Annotated in this window: 16 protein-coding genes, 1 tRNA gene and 1 pseudogene; 3 read left to right on the forward strand and 15 right to left on the reverse strand. The window is 60.9% G+C overall.

The window, feature by feature from the left end:
- Positions 1-221: 221 nt before the first annotated feature.
- On the forward strand, positions 222-2,000 hold the full coding sequence (locus ACM530_RS12565; RefSeq protein ID WP_416364883.1) for an acyl-CoA dehydrogenase C-terminal domain-containing protein: 1,779 nt from the start codon (positions 222-224) through the stop codon (positions 1,998-2,000).
- 226 nt (positions 2,001-2,226) lie between these two features.
- Here ACM530_RS12565 and ACM530_RS12570 read toward each other — a convergent pair whose 3' ends face one another.
- Positions 2,227-3,126 carry a LysR family transcriptional regulator gene (locus tag ACM530_RS12570; protein WP_145157477.1) on the reverse strand — a complete coding sequence of 300 codons (900 nt, stop codon included), beginning with the start codon at positions 3,124-3,126 and terminating at the stop codon, positions 2,227-2,229.
- Between the two features lie 210 nt (positions 3,127-3,336).
- Between ACM530_RS12570 and ACM530_RS12575 the strand changes: the two genes are divergently transcribed.
- Together ACM530_RS12575 and ACM530_RS12580 are read left to right on the forward strand one after the other, a co-directional pair.
- Complete coding sequence (locus ACM530_RS12575) at positions 3,337-4,599, forward strand: aspartate aminotransferase family protein (protein WP_416364884.1); 1,263 nt, start codon at positions 3,337-3,339, stop codon at positions 4,597-4,599.
- A 181-nt stretch (positions 4,600-4,780) separates the two neighbouring features.
- A complete protein-coding gene (locus ACM530_RS12580; RefSeq protein WP_010207008.1) occupies positions 4,781-4,939 on the forward strand; it encodes a YqaE/Pmp3 family membrane protein in 159 nt (52 codons plus the stop codon).
- Between the two features lie 5 nt (positions 4,940-4,944).
- Here ACM530_RS12580 and pqqE read toward each other — a convergent pair whose 3' ends face one another.
- The 14 genes and pseudogenes from pqqE to dnaG form a co-directional block, all read right to left on the reverse strand.
- On the reverse strand, positions 4,945-6,096 hold the full coding sequence (gene pqqE, locus ACM530_RS12585; protein WP_416364885.1) for a pyrroloquinoline quinone biosynthesis protein PqqE: 1,152 nt from the start codon (positions 6,094-6,096) through the stop codon (positions 4,945-4,947).
- Positions 6,068-6,343 (reverse strand): pyrroloquinoline quinone biosynthesis peptide chaperone PqqD, encoded by a 276-nt coding sequence (gene pqqD / locus ACM530_RS12590; protein WP_416364886.1) that lies wholly within the window; start codon positions 6,341-6,343, stop codon positions 6,068-6,070. The genes pqqE and pqqD overlap by 29 nt, the downstream gene beginning before the upstream one ends.
- Positions 6,340-7,092, reverse strand: coding sequence for a pyrroloquinoline-quinone synthase PqqC (gene pqqC, locus ACM530_RS12595; protein ID WP_416364887.1), 753 nt, complete (start codon positions 7,090-7,092; stop codon positions 6,340-6,342). Before pqqC ends, pqqD begins: the two co-directional genes overlap by 4 nt.
- 11 nt (positions 7,093-7,103) lie before the next feature.
- Positions 7,104-8,015 carry a pyrroloquinoline quinone biosynthesis protein PqqB gene (gene pqqB, locus ACM530_RS12600; protein WP_032883902.1) on the reverse strand — a complete coding sequence of 304 codons (912 nt, stop codon included), beginning with the start codon at positions 8,013-8,015 and terminating at the stop codon, positions 7,104-7,106.
- Between the two features lie 71 nt (positions 8,016-8,086).
- Positions 8,087-8,161: a pyrroloquinoline quinone precursor peptide PqqA gene (gene pqqA / locus ACM530_RS12605; RefSeq protein ID WP_003194766.1), complete on the reverse strand. Its 75-nt coding sequence runs from the start codon at positions 8,159-8,161 to the stop codon at positions 8,087-8,089.
- Between the two features lie 155 nt (positions 8,162-8,316).
- Positions 8,317-10,692, reverse strand: coding sequence for a pyrroloquinoline quinone biosynthesis protein PqqF (gene pqqF, locus ACM530_RS12610; protein ID WP_416365093.1), 2,376 nt, complete (start codon positions 10,690-10,692; stop codon positions 8,317-8,319).
- Positions 10,693-10,751: 59 nt separating this feature from the next.
- A complete protein-coding gene (locus ACM530_RS12615) occupies positions 10,752-11,546 on the reverse strand; it encodes a carbon-nitrogen hydrolase family protein (protein ID WP_145157471.1) in 795 nt (264 codons plus the stop codon).
- A 10-nt stretch (positions 11,547-11,556) separates the two neighbouring features.
- Positions 11,557-13,239 carry a flavin monoamine oxidase family protein gene (locus ACM530_RS12620; RefSeq protein ID WP_416365094.1) on the reverse strand — a complete coding sequence of 561 codons (1,683 nt, stop codon included), beginning with the start codon at positions 13,237-13,239 and terminating at the stop codon, positions 11,557-11,559.
- Positions 13,240-13,406: 167 nt separating this feature from the next.
- Positions 13,407-13,853, reverse strand: coding sequence for an Lrp/AsnC family transcriptional regulator (locus ACM530_RS12625; RefSeq protein ID WP_106575534.1), 447 nt, complete (start codon positions 13,851-13,853; stop codon positions 13,407-13,409).
- Between the two features lie 79 nt (positions 13,854-13,932).
- Entirely contained in the window at positions 13,933-14,442 is a 510-nt protein-coding gene (locus ACM530_RS12630) for a cupin domain-containing protein (RefSeq protein WP_242200741.1), read from the reverse strand.
- A gap of 163 nt (positions 14,443-14,605) precedes the next feature.
- Positions 14,606-14,682, reverse strand: a tRNA-Ile gene (locus ACM530_RS12635).
- A gap of 17 nt (positions 14,683-14,699) precedes the next feature.
- Positions 14,700-18,442, reverse strand: a pseudogene (locus ACM530_RS12640) (EAL domain-containing protein).
- A 135-nt stretch (positions 18,443-18,577) separates the two neighbouring features.
- Positions 18,578-20,428 carry an RNA polymerase sigma factor RpoD gene (gene rpoD / locus ACM530_RS12645; protein ID WP_416364888.1) on the reverse strand — a complete coding sequence of 617 codons (1,851 nt, stop codon included), beginning with the start codon at positions 20,426-20,428 and terminating at the stop codon, positions 18,578-18,580.
- Positions 20,429-20,495: 67 nt separating this feature from the next.
- Entirely contained in the window at positions 20,496-22,466 is a 1,971-nt protein-coding gene (gene dnaG / locus ACM530_RS12650; protein ID WP_262209338.1) for a DNA primase, read from the reverse strand.
- Positions 22,467-22,654 lie beyond the last annotated feature (188 nt).

A 22,654-nucleotide genomic window follows, 5' to 3' on the forward strand; every position in this document is an offset into this window, starting at 1 on the left:
GTGAGAGCTGGCTTGCCTGCGATGCAGTCACCTCGGTAGGTCAGTGAAACTGCGGTGATGCCATCGCAGGCAAGCCAGCTCCTACATTAGATCTGTGTGTGACTTATAAATACTTAATAGTCACGAACGGACCCTATGTGTCTGAAAAGTTGTTCGGGTACACTCGGAGCCTGTAAAACCGATCCTACCGACTTACTTTTCACGTTCTCACGAGGTTTGCCATGGCTGATTACAAAGCGCCGCTGCGTGATATGCGCTTCGTCCTCAACGAAGTCTTTGAGGTCGCCACCACTTGGGCCCAATTGCCGGCATTGGCAGACACCGTGGATGCCGAAACCGTCGAGGCTATCCTTGAGGAAGCCGGCAAGGTCACCGCCAAATCCATCGCACCGCTGAGCCGTAATGGCGACGAGCAAGGCTGCCGTTGGGCCGATACCGTGGTCAGCACACCGGATGGTTTCCCCCAGGCCTACAAAACCTACGCCGAAGGTGGCTGGGTGGGTGTAGGCGGCGACCCTGTCTTTGGCGGCATGGGCATGCCCAAGGCGGTGTCGGCCCAGGTTGAGGAAATGATCAACTCGTCGAGCCTGGCGTTCGGCCTGTACCCGATGCTCACCTCTGGCGCCTGCGTGTCGATCAACACTCACGCCAGTGAAGCACTCAAGGCCACCTACTTGCCGAAGATGTATTCCGGCGAGTGGGCCGGCTCCATGTGCCTGACTGAAGCGCACGCGGGCACCGACCTGGGGATTATCCGCACCAAGGCTGAGCCGCAGGCGGACGGTTCCTACACGATCAGCGGCACCAAAATTTTCATCACCGGCGGCGAACACGACCTCACCGAAAACATCATCCATCTGGTACTCGCCAAGCTGCCGGACGCGCCGGCCGGTCCGAAAGGTATCTCGCTGTTTCTGGTGCCCAAGTTCATGGTCAATGCCGACGGCAGCCTGGGCGCGCGTAACCCGGTGAGCTGTGGCTCGATCGAACACAAGATGGGCATTCAGGCGTCTGCGACCTGCGTGATGAACTTCGACGAAGCCGTGGGTTACCTGGTGGGCGAGCCCAACCGTGGGTTGGCGGCGATGTTCACCATGATGAACTACGAGCGTCTGGGGGTGGGTATCCAGGGCCTGGCCTCCGGCGAGCGCTCCTATCAGAACGCGATTGAATATGCGCGTGATCGCCTGCAAAGCCGCGCACCGACCGGCGCCCAGGCTAAAGACAAAGTGGCCGACCCGATCATCGTGCATCCGGACGTGCGTCGCATGCTGCTGACCATGAAGGCTGCGAATGAAGGCGGTCGCGCGTTCTCCACGTACGTGGCAACGCAATTGGACATCGCCAAGTTCAGCGAGGATGCCGCCGCCCGTGAGCGTGCGGACAATCTGGTGGCACTGCTCACACCCGTCGCCAAGGCGTTCCTAAGCGATCTGGGCCTGGAAACCACCGTGCTCGGCCAGCAAGTGTTTGGCGGCCACGGCTACATTCGCGAGTGGGGTCAGGAGCAACTGGTGCGTGATGTGCGCATCACGCAGATTTACGAAGGCACCAACGGCATTCAGGCGCTGGACTTGATGGGGCGCAAGATTGTCGGCAGCAACGGCACGTTCTATACCCTGTTCGCCGACGAGATCCGTCAGTTCATTGCCACAGCGGACGCCCAATTGGCTGAGTTCACCCGACCGCTGAGCGCGGCGGTGGATAACCTGGATGAGTTGACCGCCTGGGTGCTGGACCGCGCCAAGACCAACCCGAATGAAATCGGTGCAGCGTCGGTGGAATACCTGCACGCCTTTGGCTACATGGCGTACGCCTACATGTGGGCCCGCATGGCGAAGGCCGCGTGGGGCAAAGAGTCTGAGGAAGACTTCTACGCGAGCAAGCTGGGCACGGCGCGTTTCTACTTTGCCCGCCTGCTGCCACGTATCCATTCGCTGAGTGCGTCGGTAAAAGCCGGTAGCGAATCGCTGTTTTTGCTGGATGAGGCACTGTTCTAAGGGCTTGGAGGGCGTGTAAGCATTCTCTTACATGACGTGCTGCTATTCGTCCTCTATCGCCAAATTGGATCCACGGATAATCTACTTCACATGGACGTCGCGCAGGAAGCGCAAAGCAACAACACGGACACGTAGGATTCTGCCAGGACGGCGGAGTGAAATGGATGTCAGGGAAACAGTCTGCAAAACCCCGCTTCGGCGGGGTTTTCTTTTGCCCGCGAAAAAGTCAGGCAGGCGCCTGCGGGGCATTCATCACGTCTTCCAGCAGCGTGCGCAATAACGCCACCGTTGCTTGCTGGCGCTGTACATCGCGGCACACCAAGCCTACTTTCAGCGCCACCCGGGGTTCGCTCAAGGGTTTCCACAATAGCGCCTTGCTGTTGTGCTCATCCTGGGAGCGCCCGGGCAGAACCGTGGCCAGCTTGGTATGGGGCAGGCTGTCGAGAATGCCGACCATGGTATTCAGTTCGGCCTGCACCTGTGGCCGGCGCCCGAGGTTGGCGAGCTGGCCCTGCCAGATCTGCCGCACCTGAAACTCCTCTCCCAGTAGCAACATCGGTAATTCGGCCGCCTGTTTCAGCGAGACCTTCTTGAATTCGCGCAAGGGGTGGTCTTCCGGGATCACAACCTTTAATTCGTCTTCATACAACAGCACGCCGTGCAGCCCCGGCTGGCGCGGCGGCAGGTAGCTGATGCCGATGTCCAGCGAGCCGTTGAGCAAGCGCCGTTCAATCTCCAGGCCGGTCAATTCGTAGATCTGCACCACCAGATGCGGTTGGGCCTTGCGCACGCGCTCAAGCATTTGCGGGACCAGGCTGGTGTGCACCGTTTGCAGCACGCCGATGGCCAGCGTGCGCATGGCCTGGCCCTTGAAGTTGCGCAGGGCTTCGACGGCCTGTTGCATACCGTCGATCAGCGGCAATGCGTGGTTGTACAAGGTATGCGCGGCCAGCGTCGGCAGCAGGCGCTTGCTGCTGCGCTCGAACAGGCTCACATCCAGGTTCTGTTCCAGCTGGCGAATCTGTTGCGACAGGGCCGGTTGAGAGATCGACAGACGCTCCGCAGCGCGGCCCACGTGGCCTTCCTCATACACCGCGACGAAATAACGCAGTTGCTTGAAATCCATAAGGCTTACTTATCGAAAAAGCTGGAAAATCGAAATGGCCGGTGGGGCCCCGAGACGCCTAGTCTAGCGCCTATTCGCAAGGCTTACAGGGCCGGATCTGGCAATGAATAGCGTTTATGTTGATGGCGTTTACATAGGCAAGACAAAAAACCTCGAGGCAGTCTTCGCACAGGATTGCGACCAAGGTCAGGTTGCCATTGGGGGTGAGGTGTGAATCTGTTTCGTCGCCCTGCACCGAGCCTGGACGATCTGATCCTCGACGCGCCGCACGAGGATCTGCCCAGCGATGCCCTGATGCCCACCGTCGCAAGGCCTGCGCAGGTCTTCGTGCGCGGCCAGGGCTCCTGGCTCTGGGACAGCGACAACCGTGCGTACCTTGATTTCAGTCAGGGCAGCGCCGCCAACAGCCTGGGCCACAGCCCGCAGGTGCTGATCAAGGCCCTCGCCGATCAGACTCAGGCGCTGATCAACCCCGGCAATGGCTTGCACAATCGCCCCCAACTGAACCTCGTCGACCGGTTGTGCCAGTACACGGGCAGTGATCAGGGATACCTGCTTAATAGCGGCGCTGAAGCCTGCGAGGCTGCGATCAAGCTGGCGCGCAAATGGGGCCAACAGCACCGCGGCGGCGCGTACCACATCATCAGCGCCAGCAACGGTTGCCATGGCCGCAGTTTCGCGGCGATGGCGGCTTCGACCGGGGCGGGCGGCAACCGTTTTGAACCGCAATTGCCGGGCTTTAGCCATGTGCCTTTCAACGACCTGCCTGCGTTGCACGCGGCGGTCGATGCACAGACGGTGGCCATCATGCTGGAGCCGATTCAGGGCGCAGCCGGCGTGATCCCCGCCACCGAGCACTACCTGAAAGGTGTTGAACGCCTGTGCCGCGAGCTGGGCATCCTGCTGATTCTTGATGAAGTGCACACCGGCATCGGCCGCTGCGGCACTCTGCTCGTCGAACAACAGTACGGCGTGCGCGCCGACATCATCACCCTTGGCAAAGGCCTGGGCGGCGGCGTGCCGTTGGCGGCCCTGCTGGCGCGTGGCAAGGCCTGTTGCTTCGAGCTGGGCGAGCTGGATGGCACCCACCATGGCAACGCGTTGATGGCAGCGGCCGGGGAGGCGGTACTAAAAACGGTACTGGAGCCGGGCTTTCTGGAGCAGGTGCGCGAGTCCGGCCTTTACCTTGGCGAAGGCCTCGCCCGCCTGGCTTATCGCTACGATCACGGCCAATTGCGCGGCCATGGCCTGATGTGGGGCCTGACATTGTCGGATGATTCTGCAGATGCCGTCGTAAAAGCAGCACTGCACGAAGGTTTGATCCTTAACGCCGCGCAACCCAACGGCCTGCGCTTCACCCCAGCCTTGACGGTCAGCAAAAGCAATATCGACGAAATGCTTTTGCGCCTGGCTCGCGCCTTCTCCCGAGTGCGCACCGCGCAGTTGCAATGCCGCAAGGGCATCGCCGTTTAACCCACATTCCAGAACCGTCTCGCGGCCTACGCGGCGCCCTCAGCCTGATTCTTTTGGCTGGGGGCGTTTTTTTGCCCGCGCACTTCAAGCTGGCCCAGTGCCAGATCCCACTGAACCCTCACGAATGCCCAAGGTCGATTAGCTACACGGCTCACACGAGCCGATTATCTGGAGCTGACCCATGGACATCATTCGCATCATCATCGCCATTCTGCTGCCGCCACTGGGTGTGTTCCTGCAAGTGGGTTTCGCCGGCGCGTTCTGGCTGAACATCCTGCTGACCCTGTGCGGTTACTTCCCGGGCATCATTCACGCCGTGTACATCATCGCCAAACGCTAGAACTGTCAGCCTTTTGCAATGAGCCGCGAGTTGCGCTCGTTGCGAAAGGCCAATTGCTCGATGGTCTGGGTGGCGTGTTCGGCTTCTTCCCGCGCTTGCAGGATGATGCCGTGCTGCTCGGACTTGCTGCACACCGGGTCGGCGTTGCTCGCGTCGCCCGTGAGCATGAACGCCTGGCAGCGGCAGCCGCCGAAGTCCTTTTCCTTTTCATCGCATGAACGGCACGGCTCGGGCATCCAGTTGTAGCCGCGAAAGCGGTTGAAGCCAAACGAGTCGTACCAGATGTGCTGCATGCTGTGGTCGCGCACGTTGGGAAATTGCACCGGCATCTGTCGGGCACCGTGGCAGGGCAGGGCGGTGCCGTCCGGTGTTACGGTCAGAAAAATACTGCCCCAGCCGTTCATGCAGGCTTTTGGGCGTTCTTCGTAGTAGTCCGGTGTAACGAAGATCAGCTTGCACGGGTGGCCTTCGGCTTCGAGTTTGGCCCGGTATTCGTTGGTGATGCGTTCGGCGCGCACCAGTTGTTCTTTGGTCGGCAACAACCCCACACGATTGAGCTGTGCCCAACCGTAGAACTGGCAGGTAGCGAGCTCGACAAAGTCTGCTTCCAGTGCGATGCACAGCTCGATAATGCGGTCGATCTTGTCGATATTGTGCCGATGCGTGACGAAGTTCAGCACCATCGGATAGCCATGCGCCTTCACCGCGCGGGCCATTTCCAGCTTTTGCGCGAAGGCTTTTTTCGAGCCGGCCAGCAGGTTGTTCACCTGCTCGTCGCTGGCCTGGAAGCTGATCTGGATATGATCCAGGCCCGCCTTCTTGAAGTCGCTGATTTTCTGCTCGGTGAGGCCGATGCCGGAGGTAATCAGGTTGGTGTAGAAGCCCAGCTTGCGCGCCTCGGCGATCAGTTCGGCAAGGTCCTGGCGTACCAGCGGTTCACCGCCGGAAAACCCCAGTTGCGCGGCGCCCATTTCCCGCGCTTCGCGAAACACTTTGATCCATTGCTCGGTGCTCAGCTCTTTACCCTGCTCGGCGAAATCCAGCGGGTTTGAGCAGTACGGGCACTGCAACGGGCAGCGGTATGTCAGCTCGGCGAGCAGCCACAGCGGCAGGCCAACGGGTGGCTTTTCAGGCAAGTTCGATCCAGTGCTCAGCACGGGCGACCTCCATGAAATCCTCGATGTCTTGACCGAGTTCAGGTACGCCGGGGAATTGTTTATCCAGCTCGGCGATGATGGCAGCCACGTCGCGTTCGCCATCGATCAGACCACCGATCAACGCGGCGCTGTCGTTGAGCTTGATCATGCCTTCGGGGTAGAGCAATACGTAGCCTTTTTGCGCGGGCTCGTACTGGTAGCGATAGCCCTGGCGCCAGGTCGGTGTTCTGCTGCGATCAAAGCTCATAGGGTGATCCCTTTATGCCATACACGCTGATCAGTCACGCTGTGATACGGCGGGCGATTCAGTTCATAGGCCATGCTCATGGCATCCAGCATGCTCCACAAGATGTCGAGTTTGAACTGGAGAATTTCCAGCATGCGCTCCTGACCTTCGCGAGTGGTGTAGTGCTGCAACGTGATCGCCAAGCCGTGTTCCACATCGCGTCGGGCCTGGCCCAGGCGGGTACGGAAATACTCATAGCCGGCCGGGTCGATCCACGGATAGTGCTGCGGCCAGCTGTCGAGGCGCGACTGGTGGATCTGCGGCGCGAACAGCTCGGTCAGCGAGCTGCTGGCGGCTTCTTGCCAACTGGCACGGCGGGCAAAGTTGACGTAGGCATCCACGGCAAAACGCACGCCGGGCAGCACCAGTTCCTGAGACCGCAGATGGTCCGGGTCCAGGCCAACGGCCTGGCCCAGACGCAACCAGGCTTCAATACCGCCGTCTTCACCGGGAGCACCGTCGTGGTCGAGCAGGCGCTGGATCCACTCGCGGCGGATCTCGCGGTCCGGGCAATTGGCCAGGATCGCGGCGTCTTTGAGCGGGATATTCACCTGATAGTAGAAACGGTTGGCGACCCAACCCTGGATCTGCTCGCGGGTGGCGCGGCCTTCATACATCGCCACGTGGTACGGGTGATGGATATGGTAAAACGCGCCCTTGGCACGCAAGGCATGCTCGAACTCGGCGGGCGTCAGCGGTGTGTCAGTCATGTGGTCTGCTCCTACAATTCAATGCTCATGCCGTCGTAAGCCACTTCGACATTGCGCCGCACCAGCTCGGCGCGTTCGGGGGAGTCTTCATCGAGGATCGGGTTGGTGTTGTTGATGTGGATCAGCACCTTGCGCTGCTCGGGCAACTGCTCCAGCACTTCGAGCATGCCGCCGGGGCCGTTCTGAGCCAGGTGGCCCATCTCGCGGCCAGTGCGGGTGCCGACGCCACGGCGCTGCATCTCATCGTCGTCCCACATCGTGCCATCCACCAGCAGGCAATCGCTGCCGGCCATGATCTCCAGCAACGGCGCGTCGACCTTGCCCAGCCCAGGGGCGTAAAACAGTTTGCCGCCGGTGCGCAGGTCTTCGACGATCAGGCCGATGTTGTCGCCTGGGTGCGGGTCGAAGCGGTGCGGCGAGTAGGGCGGCGCGGCGCTGCGCAATGGCAGCGGCGTGAAACGCAGGTTGGGGCAGGCCGGGATGGTGAAGCTGGCGTCCAGCTCGATGCGGTTCCAGGCCAGGCCGCCGTTCCAGTGCGTGAGCATGGTGAACAGCGGGAAACCGGTACTCAAATCTTCATGGACCATGTCGGTGCACCACACCTGGTGCGGGCAGCCTTCGCGCAGGCTCAACAGGCCGGTGGTGTGGTCGATCTGGCTGTCCATCAGGATGATCGCGCTGATACCGGTATCGCGCAGCGCGCGGCCGGGTTGCATCGGGGCGAAGCCTTGCAGTTGCGCGCGGATATCCGGCGAAGCGTTGCACAGTACCCAATTCACGCCATCGTCGGAAATCGCGATGGACGACTGAGTGCGCGCCTGGGCCCGCAGGCTGCCGTCACGAAAACCTGCGCAGTTCACGCAGTTGCAGTTCCACTGCGGGAAGCCACCGCCGGCGGCGGAACCTAGAATCTGGACAAACATGATTGCTCCATCACGCAAAGCTCAAAACAAAAACGCCCCGGGCGAACCGAGGCGTTGTATTACTCAGCCAATCAACGGCTGGCGAAGTACATGGTGACTTCGAAACCGATACGCAGATCAGTGTAAGCAGGCTTGGACCAGGTCATATTCATACTCCTACGAAGGGATGGGACGTTCACTACTCATACATATAGTCCACCTCCAATCGGAGATGTTCAGAGGTGTGCGGATGAATGTTACGCAATTCTTTTCAAGTTAGCGCTGTCTTGGTGGCAAAAGCCTTTTGCAGGGCCAGCAATGATCAGCCTGTCGTTTGCCAGGAACCATTGATGGGCGGGCCGTTGGCCACACAGCGCCAACCGGCTGCAGCGTCATTGAGTTGCCCTGCGGCACGTTGCAGATCCTCGCGCGTGCAGGTTTGTATCAACTGCTGAAGTGGCGCCAGATAACCCGACGAATGGCCAGCCAGCTGTGCCTGCCAGAGCAATTCGGCGGCTTGGGCGACCGGTAATGCCTGGGCCGTGAATTGCTCTGCCAGGGTTTGGTTGCCCAGTTCGGCGCTGTTGTCGATCAACGCCGGAAGCTGCACCAGGAAGGTCTGCACGTGCTCGAAGATCCCGGCCAGGGATACGCTGGGTGATTGCACGCCAAACAGCAGGCCGGTTTGCCCGTTGATCTGTCGGATGCCGCTGAACACGGCGTAGCCGATTTGCAGTTCGACGCGCAGTTTTTGGTAAAACGGCCCCTGGAGCAGATGCCCGAGCAGTCGCCATGCCGCTTCATCGGCCAGGGATTGGCTTGGCGTTGGGCAAAACAGCAGCAACGCGGCTTCGCGGGCGTCGGTATTCACTTCGTGCCAGAGCCTCTGGCCGTCGAGGGTTTTCGGCGTGTGTTCGAAGCTTTCCGGCTGGCCTGGCAATCGCGCGGCTGCGGTTTTGATCGCCGCTTCACTGGCAGCGGGCAAACCTGTGCCCAGGCCCTGCCAACGCGCGGTGGTCCATGACGCTGGCGTCTCACCGGCCTCGGAAGCGATGCCGGCACAGCAGGCAGGCAACGCCTTGAGCAGCTCTCGAATGGCAATCATCGGCGTTTGTGCGGGTGACGGCAGCGGCCTATCGGACTGGCTGAGGTTAAGCGCCAGCGCCTCGACCACAGCCGCGATTGGTTCGTGAAGGCCGACTATTTTCACGCGCCATTCATTGCCGAGGGTTTCGAAGGCCAATTCGACGCCCGCCTGACGGGCCTGCTCACGCAACGGCTGCAACGCATGTTCCAGGCCTGCGGGTACCAACGAATCAAAGCGCCATTGCAGGTACAGCGCGCCTTCGTTGGTGTCATCCGCCAAGGCCTGGCTGAACGTCAGCGCCGACACTTCCCGTCGTCCCCGCGAGCGATCCTGGGCGAACGTGCGCAAGCCACGGTGGGCGCTGGTCTGGCCGCGAATCAGGCCGGCGCGCGCTTGCTTGACCGCTGGGCGCAGGAAGGGGTTGTTGGGCGGCAGTTGCCAAGCGTGCTCGGAGGGCGGTAGGTGCAGTGAATCGAGCAGGTTCTTCAGGGCCGCCACGCCCTGTTCCGATAGATCCTCGCTGTCGTTGCGGGCCAGCGCCAGGGCGCCCTGGATTTGCTGCTGGCGAGCGTTCAGCAAGGCGAACTCTTCTCGCAACGGCGTCCAGTCGCTCTGTGCGAAAAAGCTCAACCAGTCGTGCAATAACGCTTCGACCTGAGTAGCCGACCCGTCTTGAGCGAAGAGGGAAAAGTCGATATCCAGCAGCGCTTGCCCGGCGAAGTGATACAGCACGGACGCGTGCAGTGCGTGGGCCACGTTTCGCGTCTGCAGCTCGGCCAGTAACCCGCCGGGCGCCGGGGCGTTCAGCCAGGTGCAGAGAAAATCCAGCGCTTCGCGGGGCACGTCACAGGCAATGACGTGGTGCCGATGATTATCGGCGGTGTATTGATAACTCACTGCTTGATCGGGCAACAGCGCAGGCGGCTCGGCCTGTGGGTGCAAAGGCCCGCAAGCCAGTGCCTCGCTGAATCGCTGCGCCAAGGCTTCCAGCTCGTCCAGCGGCTGCGGGCCGGCCAGGCTCAACGTCATCTGCCCGCTCTGATAGAAGTGCGTGTGAAATTCGCGCAATGCTTGCTGAAATGCCTCACGCTCCACCGGCAGGCTGTCCCGGTTGCCGGCGTGAAAACCGCGCAGTGGATGATCGGCGGCCAAGCCCTCCAGCAGCGCGACCTGCTGCTGAGCCTGGGCATCCTGGGACCATGCAACAAACTCTGCGTGCAACACTTCGCGCTCACGCAACTGGTCCTCAATCGCCAGGCGCGGGTGGGCCAGCATGTCCGCCAGGCGCTCAAGCCCGTCGGTAAAGGTCGTCAGCGGCAATTCAAAGAAGAAGTCCGTCGTACGCTCCCGGGTACTCGCGTTGACCTGCCCGCCATGGCGCTGCACGTAGGCCATCAGCCCTTCATTTGCGGGAAAACGCTGCGTGCCGAGAAACAACAAATGCTCAAGAAAGTGCGCCAGCCCCGGCCAGGCCAAGGGCACGTCATGGCTGCCGGCAGCCACGCGCAGCACCGCAGCGCAACGCTTCAGACGTGGCGCATGGCGCAGGGTAACCCGCAGGCCATTGGCCAGGGTCAGGTGAAGGTGATGAGGGTGGGCCGGCGCAGGCATGGGCACTTCCGAAACGTAGGAGGTGGCCATGTTATCAAACCGCTGGCGAACCGGCTGGGTCAGGGCTTGTGCAGTGCGCCGTACAGCTCGGGGCGACGGTCTTGCAGGTAGTGGTTGGCGGCGCGGGCGTCGAGGATGGACTGGCGGTCCAGCGCACCGACGATCAATGTCTCATCCAGCCCGGCCTGGGCGATGCGCTGCCCATTCGGCGCGGCGATGCTGCTTTGCCCGCAATACTGAATCTCGCCTTCCTGCCCGCAGTAGTTGGCGTAGGCCACATAACACTGGTTTTCAAAGGCCCGCGCCCGCACGGTGACGTCGGCGACAAAGTCGAACGGCACCATATTGGCAGTCGGCACCAGGATCAACTCGGCACCGGCCAGCGCAAGGCGACGGGTATTTTCCGGAAACTCCAGGTCGTAGCAGATCAAGAAGCCAAGCTTCCAGCCGTTCAATTCCACCAACGGGAAATCATCTTCCCCAGCACTGAACATCGAGTGGTCCAGGTCGCCAAACAAGTGGGTCTTGCGGTAGTTGCACAGGCGCTGGCCGTGGGCGTCGATCAACTGCACGGCGTTGTAGATCTGCCCGTCCTCGGCCCGCTCCGGGTAGCCGTACAGAATCGCCAACCCGGCGCTTTTGGCCAGTGTGGCAATCGCTTGCGCGGACGGCCCATCCTGAGGTTCGGCAAGGGCGCCGACCGCTTCGGCGCCGATGTTGTAGCCGCTGAGGAACATCTCCGGCAGCACCAGCACATCGGCATCCGAGGCCTCATGCGCCAGTGGGTGCAGGCGCTTGAGGTTACCGGCCACATCCAGTGGCAGCGGCGGGCATTGGTACAGGGCAACGCGCATGCTCAACTCCTTAGTCGGCCAGGGCGATCGGGCCGATTTCGTCAAAGACATCACCTGGCCCTGGGTTCTCCGGATGCGTGCTGCCGCCGAAGTGGGTCATGATGCCCCACACCGCGTTCAGCGAGGTTTGCACCGCGCCTTCAACCCAGGCCGGCGTCCAGGACACGTCGTCACCGGCGATGAAAATCCCACGTTGTTCGGCGGGCATGTCCTTCTGCATGAAGTGCGCATACATCCGCTGGTTGTAGCGGTAGTGGCCGGGCAGCGCGCCTTTGAAAGCCCCGAGGAAATGCGGGTCGGCTTCCCAGGACACAGTGATCGGGTCGCCGATGATGCGCGCCTTGATGTCGACTTTCGGGTAGATCTTTTTCAGGGCGTCGAGGGCCAGTTTCACTCGCTTGTCGATGGGCTGCGGGAGCATTTTCAACGCGTCGCTCATCCACGAGTACGACAGGCAAATCACGCCCGGCTTGTCGTCGCCGTTGTCGAACAGGTAAGTGCCACGGGTCAGGCGATCGGTGAGGGTCATGCTCATCAGGTCGCGGCCGGTTTCCGGGTCTTTGTCTTTCCAGAACGGGCGGTCGACCATCACGAAGGTTTTCGACGACTGCATGTAACGGGTGCGGTCCAGGGCCATCCACATTTTCTGCGAGAACAGGGTTTCGTCGCATTCGATCTGGGTGGTCAGCAGCCAGCTCTGGCAGGTGGTCAGCACGGCGGCATATTCGCGGGTGTCGCCGTAGTTGTCGGTCACGGCGAAGCGGCCATCGGCGGCGTGGGCTATGCGGCTCACACCGGCCCGTGGCGCGCCGCGATGCAACGAGCTGAGGCTGGTGCCGGCCGGCCAGTGCGCACAACGCTCCGGCACGTGGCGCCAGATGCCCATGGGCACTTGCGCCACGCCGCCGACCACCAGGTGCTGGTGGTCGTCGCAGTTGGTCATCACCACGCGGAAGATTTCGAGCATCGAGTTGGGGAAATCCGAGTCCCAGCCGCCGGTGCCGAAACCTACCTGACCAAACACTTCGCGGTGCGCAAACGAGAGTTTGGCAAAGGCCTTGGACGTGGCGACGAAGTCATAGAAGGTGCGGTCGTCCCACAACGGCACCAGCTTGTTCCACAGCGCTTTGAGGCGCGGCACGTCGCGATCGCGGATGGCCTGCTGGATATCACCGAACTGGGAACCAGCTTCCAGCGCATCCGCCCAGGCGTCGGCGACTTCCTGGAACAGCACCGGCAAGTCCGAGAGTTTTTGTGCGTAGTGGGTCTGGCCTTCGAGGTCGACCACCGTGCTGCCAGAGGCTGGCGTCAGCGGGTTGGGGAAGGGCTTGGTCTCCAAACCCAGCTTGTCCACATAGTGGTAGAACGCGGTGGACGACACCGGAAAACGCATGCCGCCCAGCTCGGCGATGATGCCTTCGGCACCTTCAAACGCCTGGGAACGCAAGCGGCCACCCATCTTCGACGCTTCGTACACCACCGGCTTGAGGCCCAGCTTCATCAGCTCGTAAGCGGCCACCAGGCCCGCGATCCCCGCACCGACAATCGCCACTTCGGCGCCATGGTTGGCGGCCGGAATGCTGCCCAGGCCGGCCGGATGCTCGATCCAGTCATCAAAGGCAAACGGAAAATCCGGGCCAAAAATGGTGATGGGTTTTTTACCGTCGGCGGGGTGGCGATGGGTCTTGCTGATGGTGCTGGACGGAATGCTCATGGCTGACCTTACTGGCGACTCGGCGGGATGTGGCCCGTTGAGTATAGGAAAAGATGGCAGCCAGTTTAGGGAGCGTAGCGTTCGTTAATAAGACGCAAAGTGTCGTCGGATTGGATTGTTTTCAGTCAGAGTGACGAAGAGGGTGGTCAGACTGGCTGGCCACGGTCCAATTTGTTACTGAGGATGATCGACGTGGTGGTTTTTTCCACGCCGTCGACACTGCCGATCTGGTCCAGCAATTGATCGAGCTGCTCCGGTGAATCGGTGCGCAGCCAGGCCACGTAATCAAATTCGCCACTCACCGCACACAGTTGCTGCACCTGCGCCATTGCACTCAACCGACGCAACACTTCCTTGCCCGAGCGCGCTTGCACGGTGATCCCGACATACGCCTGCAAACCACCGTCGACCACACGCTGCCCGAGGCGCACGCCGTAGCCGGTAATCACCTGGGTTTTCTCCAGGCGCGCCAGGCGCGACGTCACCGTGGTGCGCGCAATGCCCAATTGCCGGGCAAGCATGGCCACGCTTTCGCGGGCGTTGATCTGCAAGGCGGCGATCAGTTGGCGATCGATTTCATCGAGGACGGGCAAGGGCAGGGCTCCAGTGCGGGCGGCAATGGGTCGCCATGTTACAGGCTTGCGCCCGTCTGGAGCGCTGCGATCTGCGAGATTAAGGCGCCTTGCAGACTTTCGCGGCGGCGGGATCGTTCGGGATAAACGAGTCCGGCGCGCCAGGCTTGAGCACCACGTAGCCACGGCGCCATGGCTGGTCGTCGATCAGCTTCCAACGATGGCCGGTGCCGGTGTTGTCTTCGGCGACCAGCACTTCACCGGGGTGCAGGGTGAACGTCTCGCCGCCTCGGGTAGCGAAGGCCAAGGTGCCGGAGAGTGTCATGACGTACTGCGGCTCGGGATCGTTATGCCAATCGTAAGAAGCGTGCGCCGGGGTTGTCTTGAAATGAATGGCAGTGACGTCGTTGCGCATGCTCGGGTCGATGGTGCCCTCCAAAACGTGCGAGGCGTTGTCTGCGCCGGTGCAGAGCTTGTACGCCTTGATGGTGGCCGGGGCGGGCGATGCTGCGTGTGCGCAGTTCAGGGTGGCGAAGGTGATTACGAGAGCGCCTGCGGTGCGCAGGCTGAGGGTAAAAAAGGCGCGGGGTGAACGGTTGGCCTGAGGCATGGAGCCAGGTTCCTCGTGCTGGTTGAGTGGCCGGCCATGGTCTGTGCCGCAGCAGTTGAGGACAATTAACAAATCTTTCATTGCTGGAAAAGGCGTGGGAGTCAGCGTCGCCTTTTCCATACGCCAGACACGCGAAAGCCGCGCATTGCGCGGCTTTTTTGTTTGGTGGGCCCACACGGACTTGAACCGTGGACCAAAGGATTATGAGTCCTCTGCTCTGACCAACTGAGCTATAGGCCCTTGTAACAGGTCGCGGATTATAACGATGGTTTCCCCGCTGTGCCATCCGAAAAGTCTGAAACCCTCAGATGAAGAAAAGCCTCGGCAAAAAGCTCGGGCGGCAGGGGCAGGCTGACGATGTAGCCTTGCATCTGTTCACAGCCTTCGGCGGCAAGAAAGGCTTGTTGCGCGGGGTTTTCCACGCCTTCGGCGATGATGGTGAATTGCATGCTGTGGCCCAGGGCGATGATGGCGCGCACGATGGCGGCGTCGTGCGGATCGTCGGGCAAGCCGCGCACGAAGGACTGGTCGATCTTGAGGAAATCCAGCGGCAAGCGCTTGAGGTAGCTGAGGGATGAATAGCCGGTGCCGAAATCGTCAATCGCCAGCTGCACGCCCAGGCGTTTGAGTTGGTGCAGCACTTCCAGGGCTTCCTCGGCCTGGCTCATGATGAAGTTTTCGGTGATCTCCAATTGCAGGCAGCCGGGCTCCAGACGGTAGTCGCGCAGCAGCTGTTCAATGCGCGCGAGCAGGTTGGGGTGGCGCAGTTGTGCGCCGGCGAGGTTGACCGACAGTGGGCCGAAATCCTCATAAACCGTTTGCCAGGCGTGCAGTTGTTGGCAGGCCTGTTCCAGTACCCAATCGCCGATCTGCAGGATCATGCCGTTCTCTTCGGCGAGGGGGATGAAATGCTCAGGCGGCACGTCGCCAAAGGTTGGATGGCGCCAGCGGATCAGGGCTTCGGCGCCGATCAGTTCGTGGGTCGCCAGGCTCAGCTTGGGTTGGTAATACAGGCTCAGTTCGTCACGTTCGATGGCGCGGCGCAGTTCGTGTTCCAGGGCCACGCGCTCGTTGGCTTGGGCGGTGAGGTCACGGGTGTAGCTTTCGACGCGGTTGCGGCCCTTGGCCTTGGAGCGGTACATCGCCGCGTCGGCGTTTTTCACCAGGGTGGCGACGTCAGTGCCGTCCTGCGGGTACAGGCTGGTGCCGATACTCGCGCTGATAAAGAACTCGTGCTCGCCGGCCTGGAACGGCGGGGTGAAGCAAGCGAGCAGCTTGTTGGCCAGGTGCGCGGCATCGCTGGCGTGTTGCAGGCCGGGCAGCAGGATGATGAATTCGTCGCCGCCCAGGCGTGCCACGGTGTCGACATCGCGCAGTTGCTCCTTGAGGCGCACGGCGATGTCCTTGAGCAGCAGGTCGCCGATGGGGTGGCCAAGGCTGTCGTTGATGTGTTTGAAGCGGTCCAGGTCCAGAAACAGCACGGCGCCTTGGTTACCGCTTTCCTGCTGGCCATTCAGTGCGGCCTGCAACCGGCTTTCGAACAGGGTGCGGTTGGGCAAGCCGGTCAGTGGGTCATGGTGTGCCTGGTAGTCGAGGCGCGCCTGGGCGTGCTTGAGGCTGGAGATGTCGGCAAACACGGCGACAAAGTGGGTGATCAATTGCTCGCGGTTGCGCACGGCACTGATGGTCAGCCAACTGGGGTACAGCTCGCCGTTCTTGCGGCGGTTGGAAATCTCGCCCTGCCAGTGCCCGTGGGCGGTCAACTGGTGCCACATGGCTGCATAGAATGCGCTGTCGTGCAGGCCGGAGGCGAGCAGGCGCGGCGTGCTGCCAAGGGCTTCGGCTTCGCTGTAGCCGGTGATTTCGCTGAACGCGCGGTTGACGGCACTGATGTTCTGCCGGGTGTCGGTGATCAACACACCTTCGGCAGTGCTCTCAAACACCGTGGCGGCCTGTTGCAGTTTTTCCTGCATGAACTGGCGTTCGGTGATGTCTCGCGCAATGGTCAGCATGCAATCTTCATCGCCGATGGGCAGTGGGCGACTGGACACTTCGCAGAGGCGAATCTGCCCGTCGTTGCGGCGTATATGGCAGACGAAATCGCGCACAAACCCGTCGCGCTGCATCAGCTCCAACATGTGTTTGCGTTCGTTGAGGTCGACCCAGATACCCAGGTCCAGGGTTGACTGGTCGAGCGAGGTCACACTGGTGAAACCGGTAATACGGCTGAAGCCCTCATTCACTTCAATCAGCAGCCCGTCACGTTGACGGCTCAGCAGCAGGCCATCGGGTGAGGCGTGGAAGGCTTTGGCGAATTTCTCTTCGGACGTTTGCAGCTGTTGCTGGGTTTCTTTGAGCTGGGTGATACGCGCACCACCACCACCAGGGCTTCGGTGGTGTCGAGTTGGAACGGTTGCGCCGAGATCAGCCCGGTAAACGCCTGGCCGTTGCTGCGTCGGAACGACATTTCGAGGTTGCGGATGCTGGTGGTCTGCACGCGTTGCAGCAGGTCGGGCCCGACGCCCTGAATGCCCCAGATATTCAGTTCTGTGGCGGTCTTGCCCACCACTTGCTCGGCGCTCAGGCCGATCTGGTCTTCGAACGCCTTGTTGACCTCCAGCAGGCAGCCATCGGACATCCGCGCAATCACCAGGATGTCCGGGCATTGCTGGAACACCGAGGCAAATTTCTGCTCGGAAAGCTGTAGGGCTTCTTCGGTGCGCTTGGCTTCGCTGATATCGATCATCAAGCCGCGCAGCACCGGCTCATGCCCGTGTTCGATAAGGCTGACAATGTCACGTACCCACAGGCAGCGCCCGTCCGCGGTGATCACTCGGTAATCGAGGCTGTGGTCGCGGTTGGCGCGGGTTTCCCGGTAGCAGTAAGCCTCGGCGCGCGTCAGGTCGGCGGGGTGGATGATGTTGCGCCAGAACCCTGGAATCAGCCAATGCGCGCGGGGGTAGCCGAGCAGCTCTTCGGCATGCGGCGATACATAGCTGTAGGTGAAGTCCGTGATGCTGGCTTCCCAGGCGATGGCGGACAGGCTCTCCACCAGGCCGCGGTAGTGGTATTCGCTGCTGCGCAGTTCTTGCTCAAGGGCAACCCGCCGGGATATTTCCGAACTGAGCCGACGATTGATCCGAATCACGATGGCCAGCACGGTACTCAACAGCAGCACGGCTGGCAGGCCGTACATCAGCAGGTCGGCCCAGAACATGCGGTGATCGGTGAAGCTGCCTACCCAGTGTTGCTGGATGGCGTCGGTTTCGTCCGAACTGAGGTCGGCGAGCACCTTGTCCAGGATACCCACCAGCATTTTCTCATCGCGCGGTACGGCCATTGCCAGTTGATAGCGGTAGGGCGTTTCACCGCTGACGTATAAGCCATCGAGTTTGAGTTGGCGCAGGCTCCAGACGCTGGAGGCAAGGTCACCGACGACGGCATCCACTTCATCGGTGGCCAGGGCTTGCAGCGTCGAGCTGACGTTTGGCATGGCGACCAGGTTGAGGTCGGGATGGTGGGTGCGTAGCAATTCGTGGGGCGCGTAGTTCTCCACCACGGCGATCTTCAGCCCGTAAAGGTCCTTGAGGTTGCGCGGTTTGGCGCCGCCTTCGTGGGCGAGGATGACAATGGGAAAGTCCAGATAAGGCCGCGTGAAGGCCAGGAAGCCCTGGCGCTCCGGGGTGGACATGATGCCGGGCAGCAGGTCGAGCTGGTTGTTTTTGGCCTGTTCGAGCACGGCGGTCCAGTTGGCGGGCTCGATCAGGTTGATCCTGACGCCCAGGCGGTCCTGGATCAGGCGTACGTAGTCGGCGGCAAGGCCCTGATAACGGCCATTTTCGTCACGGTATTCGAAGGGTGGCCAAGAGGTGTCCACTCCCAGTCGCAGCTCTTGATGGTCCGCCAGCCAGCCACGCTCTTCATCGGTGAGAGTCAACGCGCCAGCCGTTGCGGTCCAGGTGAGCAGCGACAGCAGTATCACGGTCGGCAGTCTGGGCATAACGGTCTCGTTATGGCACGGGGAATGTTTCGAGTGTAGACGGGCATTGCGGGGGTGGGGTGTTGCGCGGCAGTTAATCTGTAGAAAGTGATCTGCACAAAGCAAAACCCCCGGCCTGGGCCGGGGGTTCTGGTATCACTCGTCGAGGAAGGAGCGCAGATGCTCGCTTCGCGTCGGGTGGCGCAGCTTGCGCAGTGCCTTGGCTTCGATCTGACGGATCCGCTCACGGGTCACGTCAAACTGCTTACCGACTTCCTCAAGGGTGTGGTCGGTATTCATGTCGATGCCGAAACGCATGCGCAGTACCTTGGCTTCACGGGCAGTGAGGCCGGACAGTACGTCGCGAGTCGCTTCTTTCAGGCTCTCAACAGTGGCGACATCGATTGGCGACTGCATGGTCGAGTCTTCGATGAAGTCACCCAGATGGGAGTCTTCGTCATCACCAATCGGCGTTTCCATGGAGATCGGCTCTTTAGCGATCTTCAATACCTTGCGGATTTTATCCTCAGGCATTTCCATGCGTTCGCCCAGCTCTTCCGGGGTCGGTTCACGACCCATTTCCTGCAACATCTGCCGGGAAATACGGTTGAGCTTGTTGATCGTCTCGATCATGTGCACCGGAATACGGATGGTGCGGGCCTGGTCGGCGATCGAGCGAGTGATCGCCTGACGGATCCACCAGGTGGCATAAGTCGAGAACTTGTAGCCGCGACGGTATTCGAACTTGTCCACAGCCTTCATCAAGCCGATGTTGCCTTCCTGGATCAGATCGAGGAACTGCAGGCCACGGTTGGTGTACTTCTTGGCGATGGAGATCACCAGACGCAAGTTCGCTTCAACCATCTCTTTCTTCGCGCGGCGGGCTTTGGCCTCACCGATCGACATGCGACGGTTGATGTCCTTGATTTCGGCAATCGTCAGACCGGTTTCAGTCTCAAGCGCAGTCAGCTTCTGCTGGCAACGAATGATATCGGGCTGCAGACGACCAATGGCTTCGGCGTATTTCGCCTTGCCTTTGGCCAGTGCGTCGGTCCAGCTTTCGTCAACTTCGTTGCCCGGGAACTGGCGCAGGAAGTCAGCACGCGGCATGCGCGCATCACGTACGCAGAGCTGCATGATTGCGCGCTCTTGGGCACGCAGACGTTCAAGGGCACTGCGAACACGTTCAACCAGGCCTTCGAATTGCTTCGGCACCAGCTTGATCGGCATGAACAGCTCAGCCAGGGCGATCAGCTCGGCAATCGCCTGCTTGTTGCTGCGACCGTGCTTTTTCAGCGCCTTGCGGGTGATTTCCATTTGATCGGAAACCGCACCGAAACGCTGGGCCGCGATGATCGGGTCCGGACCGCTTTCAACTTCATCTTCGTCGTCGCTGCTGGCTTCAGCATCGTCGTCTTCGGAATCGTCGTCGGCTTTCGCGGCTTTCGCATCGACAGGCGGCGGTACTTCGGCAGCAGGCGGCGCAATGCCATCGTCCGGGTCGATATAACCGCTCAGAACGTCGGACAGGCGGCCACCTTCGGTGGTAACGCGGGTGTACTCGGAGAGAATGTGGTCAACCGTGCCAGGGAAGTGCGCAATTGCGCCCATCACTTCACGGATGCCCTCTTCGATACGCTTGGCGATTTCAATTTCGCCTTCGCGTGTCAGCAACTCGACCGTCCCCATTTCACGCATGTACATGCGCACAGGGTCCGTCGTGCGACCGATATCGGTCTCCACTGCTGCCAACGCTGCTGCTGCCTCTTCGGCCGCAGCCTCGTCAGTATCGGCGTCGGCCAGCATAAGGGAATCCTTATCTGGCGCAGTTTCGAATACGTTGATCCCCATGTCGTTAATCATGCGGATGATGTCTTCCACCTGCTCTGGATCTGAAATATCCTCAGGCAGGTGGTCGTTGACCTCGGCGTAAGTCAGGTAACCCTGCTCACGACCCAGTGTGATCAACTCTTTGATACGAGACTGCTGTTGCGCTTTTCCGGACATAACACCCTATCCACTGAAGGTCTTGGCGGGCAAAAAACAAGCCGAGGATTATACCCGAGCTATGACCTCACACGCCAGCTGAGGTCGGGTTTGATGCGGAAACATTCTGTTTTAAGAGGTCGCGCATCTGTTTTGCTATCTGAATCTGCTCTTCAGCCGATAATCCCGGCTGCCTTGCTCTCTTGATGAGTTCATCGAGGGTCTGCGTGTGCTGACCCGCGGATAACCTAGTAATGGTGTCTAAAAACTGTTGTTCAAGGTTATCGCCGTCAATTAGCCACTCCTTTTCTGCGAGTGCTTTCAAGAGGCGGCCTTGTTCGGTGCCATGCCAGCGAGCCATCAACTGAATTGAGTTTAGCTTAGGATTTTTCTGTACCGCCTCGATCAAGGCGATCAGTACCTGAGCGTAAGTGTTGCTCTCGTTGGCAAAATGATCGGCGCTCTCAACTTTCTTCGCCAATTGCGGGTAGTGGATCAGCGTACGCAACGCAATCAGCGTAGGGGCTTCCACCGCCACCGGCGTGCGTGGCGCGTAGGCCTCATCACGATCGCCGCGCTTGCCGTTCTTGCTCCAGGGTTTCTTGTCCCATTTCTTGCCGCCGGCGCCGGGTTTCTTCGGTGTCCACTCCTGCTGGGGCGCGTAGGCCTCCTGCGGTTGGTGAAAGTCCGAGTAGTCCGGCATGGCGTCGTAATCCATGCCTGGGTCGTAAGCCGGCGGTGCGTCTTGCGGCGCGTTGTGCACCAGCTGGCTGACGGCCTCGCCGCTCAAACCGGTGATTTCCAGCAGGCGCATGCGCATCAGTGACTTCAGGTTGGCGCCCGGTACTTTGTCGATCAACGGTGCCGCGAGCGTGGCCATGTGGGCCTTGCCTTCAAGGGACCGCGGATCGGCTTCTTCGGTCAATTGCTGGAAGAAATAGTCGGCCAGCGGCTGCGCATGTTGATTGATGCGCGCGCGGAACGCATCGGTGCCTTCGGAGCGCACCAGGGTGTCCGGGTCTTCACCTTCGGGCAAAAACAGGAAACGTGCACGGCGGCCATCCTGCAGGCTCGACAGCGTGGCTTCGAGCGCGCGCCAGGCGGCGTTGCGGCCGGCCTGATCGCCGTCGAAGCAGAACAGCACGCTGGGCACCACGCGAAACAGGCGCTTCATGTGTTCTTCGCTGGTGGCGGTGCCCAGGGTGGCCACGGCATTGCGCAGTCCTTGCTGGGCGAGGGCGATCACGTCCATGTAGCCCTCAACCACGATGATTTCATCGAGGTTGCGGTTGTTTTTACGCGCTTCGAACAGACCGTAGAGTTCCTGACCCTTGTGAAACACCGGGGTTTCCGGGGAGTTCAGGTACTTGGGTTTGTCGTCGCCGAGCACTCGGCCGCCGAACGCGATGATCCGGCCACGGCTGTCGCGGATCGGAAACATCACGCGGTCGCGGAAGCGGTCATAGCGCTTGCCGGTCTCGGCGTTTTCCACCAGCAGGCCGGCGTCGATCATGGCTTTCTGCTGCAGGGTGTCGCTGCTCAGGTGCTTGTAGAGGTTATCCCAGCCTGGCGGCGCGAAACCCAGGCCGAAGTCCCGGGCAATTTCACCGGTAAGGCCGCGACCCTTGAGGTATTCGACAGCGGCCTTGCGCTGCGGATGGCTTTTGAGCGCCTGGCGGTAGAAGTCGGCAGCGGCCGTCAGCAGCGGGTACAGCGGCGAGTCGGTGGGCTGCCGCGGTTTGTGCGTGCGGCCACTTTCTTCGCGGGGGATTTCCATGCCGGCGGCTTTGGCCAGGTCCTCGATAGCCTGGGGGAAGTCCAGGTTGTCGTGGTCCATGAGAAAGCCGAGGGCATTGCCGCCCGCGCCGCAGCCGAAGCAGTAGTAGAACTGCTTGTCGGGGCTGACGCTGAACGAGGGGGTCTTTTCTTTGTGGAACGGGCAGCAGGCGGTGTAGTTCTTGCCGGCTTTTTTCAGTTGCACACGCGAGCTGACAACATCGACGATGTCGGTGCGGTTCAGAAGGTCGTCAATAAAGCTCTGGGGAATTAGCCCGGCCATGGCGTTCTCGTCATCACTGCGTATCAATGAGGCCCGCGAAGTGTTCAGGCGCACACATTGTGCGGCTCGATCAACTGTCGTCTGGTTGGGCTGTCAGGGAGTGTATCTGCCGAACATTCACTGACGTTAATTTCTATCAGTGTTCGGCCTGGAAATGTTGCCCGGGCGTCCGGTGTTGGCCAATGGCG

This window comes from Pseudomonas sp. NFX183, assembly GCF_047943075.1.
Lineage (GTDB): Bacteria > Pseudomonadota > Gammaproteobacteria > Pseudomonadales > Pseudomonadaceae > Aquipseudomonas.

What these genes read in the sequence shown, in the direction of transcription:
- pqqC (WP_416364887.1), bottom strand. Translation starts at nt 7,092, where the DNA reads ATGACTGACACACCGCTGACGCCCGCCGAGTTCGAGCATGCCTTGCGT.
- pqqF (WP_416365093.1), bottom strand. Translation starts at nt 10,692, where the DNA reads ATGCCTGCGCCGGCCCACCCTCATCACCTTCACCTGACCCTGGCCAAT.
- dnaG (WP_262209338.1), bottom strand. Translation starts at nt 22,466, where the DNA reads ATGGCCGGGCTAATTCCCCAGAGCTTTATTGACGACCTTCTGAACCGC.
- ACM530_RS12615 (WP_145157471.1), bottom strand. Translation starts at nt 11,546, where the DNA reads ATGCGCGTTGCCCTGTACCAATGCCCGCCGCTGCCACTGGATGTGGCC.
- pqqD (WP_416364886.1), bottom strand. Translation starts at nt 6,343, where the DNA reads ATGAGCTTTGATCGCAGCAGAACACCGACCTGGCGCCAGGGCTATCGC.
- pqqB (WP_032883902.1), bottom strand. Translation starts at nt 8,015, where the DNA reads ATGTTTGTCCAGATTCTAGGTTCCGCCGCCGGCGGTGGCTTCCCGCAG.
- rpoD (WP_416364888.1), bottom strand. Translation starts at nt 20,428, where the DNA reads ATGTCCGGAAAAGCGCAACAGCAGTCTCGTATCAAAGAGTTGATCACA.
- ACM530_RS12630 (WP_242200741.1), bottom strand. Translation starts at nt 14,442, where the DNA reads ATGCCTCAGGCCAACCGTTCACCCCGCGCCTTTTTTACCCTCAGCCTG.
- ACM530_RS12570 (WP_145157477.1), bottom strand. Translation starts at nt 3,126, where the DNA reads ATGGATTTCAAGCAACTGCGTTATTTCGTCGCGGTGTATGAGGAAGGC.
- ACM530_RS12565 (WP_416364883.1), top strand. Translation starts at nt 222, where the DNA reads ATGGCTGATTACAAAGCGCCGCTGCGTGATATGCGCTTCGTCCTCAAC.
- ACM530_RS12580 (WP_010207008.1), top strand. Translation starts at nt 4,781, where the DNA reads ATGGACATCATTCGCATCATCATCGCCATTCTGCTGCCGCCACTGGGT.